We start from the raw sequence: 13,052 nt of genomic DNA, 5'->3' as shown, positions 1-13,052 counted from the left end.
AAAGTACTTACTAAAGTAACTACGGTTTCTAATACATTAAATAAAAATGAGTTAAGCACTATAGTAAATGGAGTAACAGGAAATGTTGTTGATTTAACAGCAGCAATAAAAACTGCTGAAACAGTAACAGCAATAACTCCTATTGTAACAGGACGAACAATTGCTACTTATACGAACGAGACGACAAATGCGCCGGTTGAAATTCAGGAAACAATAACATCAATAGCTCCTGTAGCTCAAATAACAGGTATAGAGACGCGTACAATAGCTAGATATGTAAATGAGACAACAAATGCACCAGTCGAGATTAAAGAAACAGTAACATCACTTAGTTATGATGGTACAGCACATTCTCTTGATTATATAGATGAAGATGGTTTTGAGAATAAAATCAAAATGGTTGATCTAATTGGTGATGCAGAAACATTAACAAAGCTTGAAGTTAATACAACAACCAGTACTTTAGATTATACTGATGAAAAGGTAACAACACCTCATGCATTAGATTTAACTCCATTAATAAAAGAGCCTTGGTTTAGTACAACTACTAATACAGGAGCAACTTCAAATAAAGAAGATATTTATACAGGAGGATGGGTAGGAATTGGATATGAAACAAAATCTGATGCACCAAATGAAATGTTAAGAGTAAAAGGGTCTATAACTACAGTAAACAGTTATTTTGCCGATTATGTGTTTGAAGATTATTTTAAAGGTTTCTCAGATATAAAAGCGGAGTATAAATTTAAGTCACTATCTGAAGTAGATGCTTATATCAGAAAAAACAAGCATTTACCAGGAATAACACCTATTACTAAATTGGAGAAAACAGCTGAAGGTTATGCATTTAATCTTTCTGAATTATCAATACAATTATTGGAAAAAACGGAAGAACTGTATTTACATGTTATTGAACAAGACAAGCAGCTTGATGCAAAAAACAATGAAATTCAGGAATTAAAAGCCAATTCAAAAGTTATGAATGAGCGTTTGGAAAAATTAGAAAAATTGATTTTAGAAAAAAATAATTACTAATCAAATGTTTAAGGAACTGCAATTAATAATTGCGGTTCCTTATTTAAATTTATTAATATGAAGAGATCAATACATAAAATACAAAAGATAATTTTTATAGTTATCTTTTGTTTATTTGGGTTTTATTCTGCATTTGCACAGCTAGAAAGCTCGAAAATAAAAGATGGAACGGTAAGTGATGGGGCTGACAAAGCTAGATCTGGAGCTATTTTAGAATTAGAAAGTAATACGAAAGGAATGTTAATTTCAAGGTTAACTACTAAACAGCGTAATGCTATTCCAGTAGGTAATCTTTCAGATGGATTATTTATATTTAATACAACTACTGGTTGTTTTGATTATTGGAGTGTAATCCAGAGTGTATGGTTGAGTATTTGTGGAACACCACCCCCAGCTGTAGCAAATATAGCAACAGCTCAGTGTGCACAAATAATTGCAAACGGAACCTATAAAGAAGGAGAAGCTCTGGTACCAGCAAACTATATGACTATTCCAGTTACTGTTACCCAGCCAGGGACTTATACTATTTCGGCATCGACTACAAACGGATATTATTTTAATACCAATGGGACATTTCCAAGTGCGGGTTCATATATATTGAATCTCCCGGGAACAGGTACGCCAAATAAGGGATATGTATTAGGTGATAATGGTGATGTAGTTAGTGTTATATTAAATGGAATCACAACTCCTTGTTCACCATATATTTTTGTAGAAAAAGCTAATGTTGATTTTGCTATTAATTGTGCCAGTATTAGTTCTCATGGGGACTACTTTATAGGGATTCCACTTACGAATGATAATAAGTTAACCCTTGATGTAAATGTTACTAGTATCGGCTTTTGGAGTATGAGTACAAATACTGTAAATGGCTATTCTTTTAGTGGAACAGGAAAATTCACTACCACTGGATTACAGACTGTTGAACTATTAGGAACGGGAGCACCTGTAGCATCTGGATTAAATAGTTTTAATCTATCATCAAATGCAGAAACATTTGTAGGAGCTTCATGTAGTAATATTCCACTTACTGTAGCGCCAGTAGGATATACAATAGATTGTGCTGTTGCAACACAAAATGGAGTCTATATGCAAGATGTAGCTTTAAGTTCTACTAATAAAATAACATTACCAGTTAATGTTACCGCAACAGGACAAACAACAATTACGACTAATACTGCAAATGGCATTTCATTTACTTCAGGGTTAATAGACTTAGCTACTTTAGGAGAACAAAATGTAACGCTTGTGGGGTTAGGAAAACCAATTGCAGGAGGAACAACAGATTTGATAGTGTCTGGAACTCCAGGTATTGTAGGTACATGTGCGCTTAAAGTTGTTATTGCTGGACAGCCTACTACTTATACAACAAATTGTTCAGAAATTACAACAAGTGGAACTTATGCACCAGGTATAGCTATGAATGGAGCAAATACAATGACAGTTCCTGTTAATGTGAGTTATGTGGGAGCATATACAATAAATACAAATACTGTAAACGGAATCAGCTTCTCGGCAACAGGAACGTTTGTTACAACAGGAGCACAAAATGTAGTAATGACAGCAAATGGAGTACCAACATCTGGAGGTTCATTTACTTATGCAATTACTGCAAATAGTACCAATGGAGGAGCAACTTGTAACAAAAGTATATCATTTGTTTTTCGCACCATGAGAGTTTTAGGATTAGGAACAGGAATGTATCAACCAGGAACTGCGACTACAGTGCAGGCTGCAAAAGCAATATTAGCTTTAGGATCAAATTTTGGACCTACAGGTACGGTGCAGATACAAAAGTTAGAGATTGTTAATGGAGGGAACAATGATGGTTCTGGGTTAAGAAATTTAATCAATAACAATATTGATATAATAGTGATTGGCTATAATTACACACCAAATGCAGCTTCAATTTTAATCTTGAATGATTTTGTAAAAAATAAAAAAGGAGTAATAATTCACTCTCAAGAAAATGATGCTAGTGGTGCTGCGAACTTAATTAATACAATTTGTGATTCATCAGTTTCAGTTTCTGGATCAGGGTCAACATATACAAACCCAATATTAAATGTTTCAGACCCACTTTTAGATGGTCCTTTTGGTAACATAAGAGGGCTCCATTTAGGTAGTGATGTAAATAACTCATATTATGTTACAGGATTGCCTGAAAATGTAACTACTTTATCAACTCAAAATGGTAGCGCTTCTAAAATATTTGCGTTTAAACATAATACTTTAGGGTATGTGTATATAGGAGATGCAGGCTGGATGGCAGGTACAGCTGCTAATACATCAACAACTACTTGGCCAGCCAAGATTAGCGGAGCAGGACTTGTTCAATCAAAAGCTTATAATGGAGGTGTTACAGTTTATAATAGTATGATGTATGGAAATGCAATGGCTTGGGCAATTAAATATGCTCAGGAAAACATTGATCCTAATTATTTAATCCCTTAAATAATTAAGGGATAGAAGTAAATAACACCTCTTTTGTAAATGCAATAATTGAGGTGTTTTTATAACTCAACGTTTAAATTAAGAATATAACTCGTTGTCTTCTGAGATAACATTTTAAAATAAAAGTTATGACCAAAATTTATATAAGTACAATTATACTGGCAATATGTGCAGTTGGAAAACTAAATGCACAAACAGTAAATGCAGGAGAGTTAGTAATGATGCCTGGAACACAGTTTTCGACAGTAGGAGATTTTAATAATATTCCTGCTGGCGATGTTGTTAATGATGGGGCGTTTTTTGTATATGCCAATTTTAATAATGATGGAATGGTAACATTTACCCCATCATTAAACACAGGGTTAGTACATTTTAAAGGAACAACAGGTGCACAGCATATTTCTGGGACATTACCAAGTGAGCTAAATAATGTACGATTTGAAAACAAGTCAGCACAACCTGCTTTTCTTTTAGATGGGGATATAAGTGTGGGAGGGACTTCTAATTTCTATTACGGAATTGTGGATAATTCTAACTACAACGGAAAAATTGTATTTGAAGCTAATGCTACACATGATAATGCAAGTAATGAGAGTTTTGTGCTGGGGCATGCAGAGCAAAAAGGGAAAAACGAGTTTGAGTTTCCCGTGGGTGACGAAGGATATTATAGATCGATGGCGATTGGACAAAGTAGTCAGGATGGTAAAAATTATGTAAGTGAATATTTTAAAAAAAATTCAAATGATGAATATCCACATAATAAAAAACAAAATAAGATACTACTGATTAATAATGCAGAGTATTGGAAATTTGATACGACAGATAAAGCTATTGATTTTGCATTAACATTATCATGGCATGAGGATACGACACCAGATGAAATTATTAAGAACCCAGAAAATGAAACTTCTATCGGAATTGTAAGATGGGATGAAACAGATAAAGAGTGGAAGTTTTATGATGTAGCAACAGATAGTAATAATAAAACAGTAACAGCTAAAATTACTAAGGATGGTGTTTTTACACTAGCAAGGATAAATAAAGCACTCCCGCCTAAAGAAGAAGATGTTGTTGTTTACAATGGTTTTTCGCCAAATGAGGACGGAATTAACGATTTCTTTTTTATAGAAGGATTATCAATTTACCCAGACAATACCTTAGAAATTTATAACAGATGGGGAGTTAAAGTGTTTGAAACTTCAGGATATGGTATAGATGGAAATTGGTTTAAAGGAATTTCGGAAGGAAGAGCTACTATTAGCAAGGGAGAAAAATTATCTACAGGAACCTATTTTTATATACTCAGGTATAAAACAAGTAAGGATATCACTAGAGAAAAAGTAGGCTATCTGTATTTCTAACAAAGAAATAATGCGAATTAAAATCATTACAATTTTTTAATTAATAATATGAATTGTATTTGGTTTACCAAAAATACAAACAGCAAATATAGTGTAAATACTTACAATTTGCAACTAAAAAAGAATCGGATTTAATAAAATATATTATTTAGAATATGAAAAACACAGCCACATTAATTTTATATCGGTTTCTATTTGGATTTGCCATACTACTGCTTTTCATTCTTGGATCATGTAGAACATGCCATTGTCCGGGCACAAATTAAAAACTTTTTAAGGAGATTATTTTAAAATTGAAATAAGAAGTGTACAAATTAAAATTATTGGACAAATCAGTATTTAAAAATTAAAAGGGATATGAAAAAAATAATAATAGTATTGTTCTTGCTTGCCGGCTTTTCCCCATCTTTTGCGCAGCAGGACGCTCAATATACACAGTATATGTACAATACCATGACAATAAATCCAGGATATACTGGAACAAGTGGTACCACAAGTATATTGGGAATTTACAGAGCACAATGGGTTGGATTAGACGGAGCGCCTAAAACAGGAAGTTTTTCTATTCAGACTCCGGTAAGTATAAATGGGCAAGGGTTAGGACTATCTATTATTAATGATCAAATAGGGCCGACAAAAGAAACAGCTATCTCAGTCAACTATTCTTATCCGATTCAGTTATCAGAAGATGTGAAGTTATCTCTTGGACTTAGTGCTGTGGGGAATTTCTGGGAAGTTGATTATACTAAATTAAACGTTCACGAAGGAAATGATATGATGCTTACAGGTGTAGAAAGCAAGTTTTCTCCAAACATAGGAGCAGGAGCATATCTACATTCAGATAAATGGTATGCGGGAATATCAGTACCGAGGTTTTTGGAAACAGAATTCTACGATGATGTTAAAGTTTCGGTAGCTACTAGAAAAAAACATTTTTATGCAATGGGAGGTTACGTATTTGAACTATCAGATGCAGTAAAATTTAAACCTGCAGCGATGATAAAAGGAGTAAGCGGATCCCCACTTGCGGTTGATTTGTCAGCAAACTTTCTTTTGGACGAAAAGCTAACATTGGGAGCAGCCTACAGATGGGATGCAGCAATAAGTGCTATGGCTGGATTTCAGATTTCAGAAGGTTTAAATATTGGTTATGCATACGATTTTGATACTCAAAAATTAGGCAAATACAATTCAGGATCACATGAAGTTTTCTTGCGATTTGACTTGTTTCCTAAATCAAAATATAGAATGATAACACCTAGGTTCTTTTAATAATTAATTTGATAAATCATGATTTATAGAAAATTAACTCTAGTTTTTGTTTTCTTTTTCTCTTTTATAATGCATGAAAGTTATGCGCAAATACAGAATAAAAGATTAGAAAAAGCAAATGAAGCTTACAATCAATTTGCATTTGCAGAAGCAAGTAAATTATATAAAAGAATAGCAACTAAAGGAAATGCATCAGCGAATGTATATGCTAAACTAGCAGATTCATATTATTATAACTCCAATTATCCAGAAGCGCTAATATGGTACGCTAAGTTAATGGAAACTAGGGGGAACATAGCGCCAGAATATTATTTTAGATATGCACAAACATTAAAAACTGCAGAGAGATATTCTGAAGCAGCGACTATCCTGAAAAAATACTATTTAAAAACAGGAAAAAAAGATATAAGTGATAATTGGCTTCCAGAGAACTTTATGTCTAAAATAAAAGAACAATCAGGGCGTCACGTGTTAAATAATGTAGCAATTAATTCACCTTCATCAGAATTTGGAGTAGCTTTTTTAGGTGAAGACAAACTACTGTATGCAACAACCAAAAACTCAAGTTCAGTATTGACACAAAAAAACAATTGGGACAATCAATCGTACTTTAAGATTTACATGGCAACCATTACTCCTGATGGAGGATTAACTAATTCTAAAATTTTAAAAGGAGATGTGAATTCAAAATTTCATCACAGTACACCAGTGATAACAAAAGATGGTAAAACCATGTATTTTACAGGCAGTAATTATATGTTGGGTAAATTAGGTAGAAGTAAAAAATTAGGAATTAATTATTTAAAAATATATAAAGCACATTATATTGATAACCAATGGAAAAATGTTGAAGAGTTGCCATATCCTGTAAATAGTGACGGATTTTCATCAGGTCATCCCGCTTTAAGTCCAGATGATAAAGAATTATATTTTGTGTCAGACAGAAATAACGAAATGGGCAATTCAGATTTATATGTAGGGAGCATAACAGAAGCAGATGGAGTAAGTGAAATAAGATCATTAGGCAATGAAATCAATACATTAGGGAGAGAAACATATCCTTTTATAGATGCTTCAGGGATATTGTATTTTTCATCAGATGGACATCCAGGATTAGGAGGATTAGATGTTTTTGCAGCTGTAAAAGATGAAGAAGGTATTTATAAAGTTGTTAATTTGGGAGACGGAGTAAACTCTGCTTATGACGATTTTACTTATGGAATAAACAGAGAAACTCAAAAAGGATATTTTTCGTCAAATAGAGATGGAAATGATGATTTGTATGGATTTACAGAAAGAAGTCCTGTAGATTTTTCATTTAATATAAAGCCAACTATTTCAGGTGCAATAAAAGATAGTATTACAGGAGCTCCTATTGCTGGAGTTACTATTGAAGTTTTTGATGCGGAATTTGATAAAATATCTAGTTATCAAACAGATACCGAAGGGAAATATTCCATTTTACTTGAGCCATATCAAAAACACACATTAGTATATAAAAAAGTAGGGCTAATAGAGGAAACAGTATCAGTACCAATGTTACAGCAGTTAGAAAAAAGAGTGATATCGCCAGATTTGTATAATGAAATGGAAGTTAACGTTGCTAATAAAAGAGTAGTACTGAAAGAAGGAGACGATTTAACTAAAACGTTAGAACTTGAACCTATTTATTTTGACTATGAAGGTTCTCAAATAAGAGAATCGTCTAAAGTAGAGCTGGATAAAATAGTAGAACTGTTATTAGCTAGACCAAATATTTCATTACGAGTAAACTCACATACAGACAGTAGAGGTAGAGACGAATTCAATCTACATTTATCAAAACAAAGAGCAGCAGCTACAGTAGAGTATATTGTAAAAGCAGGGGTTGCAAAAGAAAGAGTTACTGGTGAAGGTTTTGGAGAAACTAGATTGATTAACAAGTGTACAAATGGTGTGAAGTGCTCAGAAAAAGAGCATGAACTAAACAGACGTTCCGAATTTATTATAATATTGAATAAATAAAATTGAATAGTTTTTTGGTTTGTAGTAGTTGTAAACGGAGAAGTAAAATATCCGTTTATGACTTCTACTGTTTTTAATAGGATATAATATAGCTCGTATCAGTTAGAGAATAAAAACTGCAAATTATAGCATCAAAAAACAATATTTACATAAAATAATAATTTTTAACTTGCATGATATCAATATTTTAAAAACAACACTTCGTTGTTTTAACTTGAAAAATAAAAATTAAAAGCTAAATTTATATATGGAAACTAGATTACAGAATAGAGAAAAAGATAGTTCTAATTTAATAGTGTTATTATTTATTGTAGCTTATTTATTAATGGAATTTTTACCATCATTTAAAACAATCGAAAGATACAGTCCGCAATATGTATATCTGGTATTAGTAAATATAGTTATTGGTATTTATTGGTATTGTAACCCCAAAATAGTACCTCAAAGACTGATTTTGATATATAGAGGCAGTTCCGTATTAAAAACATATGTTACGTTCTTATTCCTTTGTGGAGTATCAATAATTTCAGCTATCAATGCTTCTTTAGCAGTAGTGGCTTTTAGCAAATTGTTAATTATTTTTTGTGTTTTTTTAAATTTGGCAATACTACTTTATAATCGATTTGAGTTACTTTTTAAAATTGCTTTTATTGTTGGAATTAGCATCCTTATACAGTCCATTTTAATTCTTTATGATTTTTCAAAAACATTAGATTTATCAGGTATTAAAGGGAATTCAGGGAATATAAATATACTTGCAGCTAGTTTAAATATAAAAATCCCTTTTCTAATTTTAGGAATTATACATTTTTCAAATTGGAAAAGAGCAATATTGATTTTAACTTTATTTCTTAGTGTAATTATAATATTCTTAACAGGATCTCGGGCTACATTTTTAGGTTTGGGCTTACAGCTTATTGTTTTTTTAGTTTTTTATTGTAAAATAAACACAATAAAAAAGGTTGAATTTATAAAAATGGCTTGCATCATTTTCCCAGTTATAATATCGTTTTTTATATCAAACCTGATTTTTGCAAAAGTAGGAGATTCAGAACGTTATCAGTCAGTAGGGAGCAGAATAGGACAAATAGAATTAACCAATAATCCAACAGACTCATCAGCTAAACTACGATTAGATTTCTGGAAAAATGCAAGTGAAATTATTGCTGAAAATCCATTGATGGGAGTCGGTATTGGAAATTGGAAGATTAAAAGTTTGTCTTATGAAAATACGCTTATTGATGATTCAAATATTTCTAGTAATGCACATAATGATTTTCTGGAAATAACGGCAGAAACAGGAATAGTTAACGGACTAGTATATTTATCTCTATTTGTTATTATTGTATGGATTTCAGTAAATAAAATTTTACAATCTAAAGAGAAAGAAGTACAGCTGACAGCTATATTTTCTTTAATGCTACTTTCGGGTTATGGACTCGATGCATTGTTAAATTTTCCATTATATATACCAGCAGTGCAATTGGGATTTTGCTTTTTATTGGCACTAACATTGGTAAATGGAAGAGAAGAAGCCGTGGTTTCTGAGCCAGAAAGATCAGTGTCGGGAATTAAAATAGTACCAGTAGCAATAACTATCATCAGCCTTGTGTGTCTTTATTTTGCGTTTTCACAATTTAAAGCAGCACAATTAGAATATAAATTTAAGGTATATCAGGCAGCTTATAGAGTAAATGATATGTTGCCAGAAACAGGACGTTTATTAGAGTCTAATGAGATTATTGCCAACCTGCCAACATATCCATCGTTGAGTTTCTACTCCGAACCTTTCGTAGAGTATGCTGGGGTATCATTATTTTATGAAAAAAAATACAAAGAAGCATTGCATTATTTTGAATTAGCACAAAAACTGAATCCATATTTAGGTAATTCCGATTGGTATATTCAAAAGATTGCTTTTAATAATGGAGATATTGATAAAGCCTATAAATATGCCAAAATAGCTTTTTATAAAAGACCAAGAAATAAAGATTTTTATTTATCGGCTCTTTTTGTAGCCAATGAAAAAAAAGACACTTTGGAGATGTTAAAAATTCATAATCAATTTTCTAAATATCGAAAAATGCCTGAGAATTGGGTTAGTACATCAAAAGCATTACAATTATCAGGATTCAGTCACCAGAAATTGCTTTTTTTTCTTGATGAAGGTTTGGCAGCATTTCCAAAAGACAGTCTTTTATTAGAAAGGAAATCAGATGTGATACATGTTTTAAGAGATAATTATTTGCTAAAAGCACAGGAATATGGAAAGGAGCAAAAGTTTGATATGGCAATCACCTATTATCAAAAAGCATTAAATGAAGATCCTAAAAATGAGTTGGTGATACAGAATATAGGAATCTGTTATTTTAAATTAGATCAATATAAGAAAGCAATCGATTATTTATCAAAAATATCAAATGCTGCTAGTTTGAATGATGGAAAAACAGAATACGTTTTAGGGACTTGTTACATCGCAATTCAAGATAAAACGAAAGGATGTAAGTATCTGGGAATATCAAAAAATAAAAATTTTCCGGGAGCAGAACAATTACTGGAGCGATTTTGTAAATAATGAATTTAAACCAGTAGTTATTTAATTGTAAAGAGCGAGTAGGAGTAGGCTGCAAAGTAAGAAGATGTAAACTTTGCAATTTTACGTCTTATTGTGAGATTTATTCAGGACAACATTGTAACGTTTTTTTTGACTTAATGATACGTGTTTATAATTGATAGTAAAAAAGAAGATGAGAATAATTTTAAAGTTAAAAGTAATAAAGAGAAGAGAGATGATAAGAAGAGGAATAATGATAATGCTATTCTTGATTTGCAATTTAGAGTTATGGGCGCAGGATATTAATATTTCATTAAAACATTTTCCATCCGAGCATTATATGCTTATCGGGTATAAAGGAACAAAAAATGATACCATTGCTAAAGGTAGTTTAGATAAACAAGGAAATGCAAAAGTACAATTACCTGCTTTTGTTAAAGAGTATCAAGGTATGGCATCGTTTGTTATAGGCGAAGATTCAAAAATGGATCTGATTTTAAATAGCGAAAGCTTTTCCATAGCATCAGATTTTGCTTATCCAGATACTCGTACAACACGGTTTACAGGATCAGAAGAAAATAAGTTTTTTAAAGACTACCTTTTGGGAGAAGAAGTAACAGATAATCCCAAATTATATGCTTCTCAATTAAAAAAAGAAATTGATTATCTCAAACGGATTTTAGTTTTTGAAAGAGCTTCTGGTGAAGAAATTGAAAAGCTACGTTCAGACTTCTTAAATCAGGATATGTTAGTGTTATATCATTCGTCCTATTGGAAAACAATGCTTTCCTATTGGGTAGCAATGTATAATAACCGAATAAAAGATGATGATAAGTTGATTATTGATGCCTTATATGTTTTTGATAATATAAAACAAGAAAAAGTACTAGACGAATTTACTAATAATCTTATTGATATTTGTGAACAGTACGGTTGGGAATATATTAAAAATCAGTTGGTACAGCATAGTTATAATTCAGGTAGGCTTAAATCTCCAACTCGTAATCTCGCTATTCTTTTAAAAAGCAGGGGAGTACAAATAGGAGAAACACCCCCCGATTTTTTATTAGATAAAAAAACAAAACTAAGTTCATTATTTAAAGATAAAGTACTACTGTTTTTTTACGATAGTAATTGTGATTTATGCAAGAATGAAATAGAAGCGTTACAAAACCAATCTGAAAAACTGATAGAAAAAAAAATAAAAATAGTATCCGTTTCAGTAGATTCAAGTAAAGAAGAATTGGAGGAAAATACCAAAAAATTTCTCTGGAAATATAAATTAAACGACCCAAATAACCATATTTTTTATCCTTATGGAGTAATAATGACACCAACTTATTTTGTAATAGAAAAAGGCAAGATAACAGGAAGATATGCTCAATTATTTGATACAGGATTATTGCAGTAAAGTGAGTTTTTGAATAAATGAAGAAGAATAATTAGTAATATATAAAATGGTAGTAAAATGAAAAAAAACAAGTTTAGAAAGGAGAGTTTATTAATTTATTTATCGTTGCTCTATACAAAATAAGGAACAATTAATTCGGGCAGATTAGTTTCTCAATTTCCACATTAAAATAGGAAATAATAGGTACCCTTTGTGAAAACACTTAGGATCAGGTATCTTATTGAGTATTGCTCAGCAATAGAAGTTGTAAATCACAACACATTTAATAATATATAAAAACAAATAGATTATTAGCTAACAAGCTTACGATCAAGAAATAATTTAATTACGCTCAGCGTGTTAAAAATTGTAATCATGGAAATAAAATTAAAATTAAAATTTTTAATTAACTTACTAGTGTTGTTCCCGTTGTTTGTTTCAGGTCAGACAACTATAGGATCAGTCACTCAACCTGCCAGTTATTCTTTACTGGAGTTGTCTACAGCAACAATTAAAGGAGGTATACGTATGCCCCAGCTTACTACCGAAGAAAGAGACAACCTTACAACTCCTGCTTTTATCAGTGATACAAAAGCAAAAGGGCTTACTGTATACAATCTTGATAATGAGTGTATAGAATACTGGAATACACTAAAATGGGTAAGTATGTGCATAGGTAATGCCGATATTAGTTTTAAACCTGGAGCCCCTACAAAGCCTCCTTTTCCTCCTGAGGGTGGAACAAACGGTCCTTTTACACCAGTAGAAAAACCAGCCTGTACTGGACAAACACCCTATACATATACCATTATAACAGGTAGCGATTTTACTACTATCGATATTACAAATAAAGACACAGGAGCATTTACTATAAGTATGTATCCTAATGCTACTGCTATCGCACGTACGGCTATTGTACGTGTTACTAATAATTGTAGTGGAGAATTTAAGGAATTTTTATTTTCACAGGATGGAGATACTG

At 31.7% G+C, this 13,052-nt stretch carries 6 protein-coding genes and 2 pseudogenes; all 8 read left to right on the top strand.

Going from position 1 to position 13,052, the window contains the following annotated elements:
- Window positions 1-1,035 (top strand): annotated as a pseudogene (locus OIU80_RS20345) (hypothetical protein); the annotation flags it as partial.
- Between the two features lie 57 nt (window positions 1,036-1,092).
- Window positions 1,093-3,489 carry a hypothetical protein gene (locus tag OIU80_RS20340; protein WP_264288803.1) on the top strand — a complete coding sequence of 799 codons (2,397 nt, stop codon included), beginning with the start codon at window positions 1,093-1,095 and terminating at the stop codon, window positions 3,487-3,489.
- Between the two features lie 128 nt (window positions 3,490-3,617).
- Window positions 3,618-4,850 carry a gliding motility-associated C-terminal domain-containing protein gene (locus OIU80_RS20335; protein ID WP_264288802.1) on the top strand — a complete coding sequence of 411 codons (1,233 nt, stop codon included), beginning with the start codon at window positions 3,618-3,620 and terminating at the stop codon, window positions 4,848-4,850.
- A 357-nt stretch (window positions 4,851-5,207) separates the two neighbouring features.
- The gene (locus tag OIU80_RS20330; protein WP_264288801.1) at window positions 5,208-6,122 is read left to right on the top strand and encodes a PorP/SprF family type IX secretion system membrane protein; all 915 of its coding nucleotides are present in this window, start codon (window positions 5,208-5,210) and stop codon (window positions 6,120-6,122) included.
- Between the two features lie 18 nt (window positions 6,123-6,140).
- The gene (locus OIU80_RS20325) at window positions 6,141-8,126 is read left to right on the top strand and encodes an OmpA family protein (protein ID WP_264288800.1); all 1,986 of its coding nucleotides are present in this window, start codon (window positions 6,141-6,143) and stop codon (window positions 8,124-8,126) included.
- Window positions 8,127-8,373: 247 nt separating this feature from the next.
- Window positions 8,374-10,701, top strand: a complete 2,328-nt coding sequence (locus OIU80_RS20320) for an O-antigen ligase family protein (protein ID WP_264288799.1) — start codon at window positions 8,374-8,376, stop codon at window positions 10,699-10,701.
- 172 nt (window positions 10,702-10,873) lie between these two features.
- Window positions 10,874-12,091 (top strand): peroxiredoxin family protein, encoded by a 1,218-nt coding sequence (locus tag OIU80_RS20315; protein WP_264288798.1) that lies wholly within the window; start codon window positions 10,874-10,876, stop codon window positions 12,089-12,091.
- Window positions 12,092-12,445: 354 nt separating this feature from the next.
- Window positions 12,446-13,052: pseudogene (locus OIU80_RS20310) on the top strand (hypothetical protein); the annotation flags it as partial.

This window comes from Flavobacterium frigoritolerans (assembly GCF_025847275.1).
Lineage (GTDB): Bacteria > Bacteroidota > Bacteroidia > Flavobacteriales > Flavobacteriaceae > Flavobacterium > Flavobacterium frigoritolerans.
The sequence above is the reverse complement of the archived record's forward strand: the minus strand, read 5'-3'. Positions and strand labels throughout refer to the sequence as shown.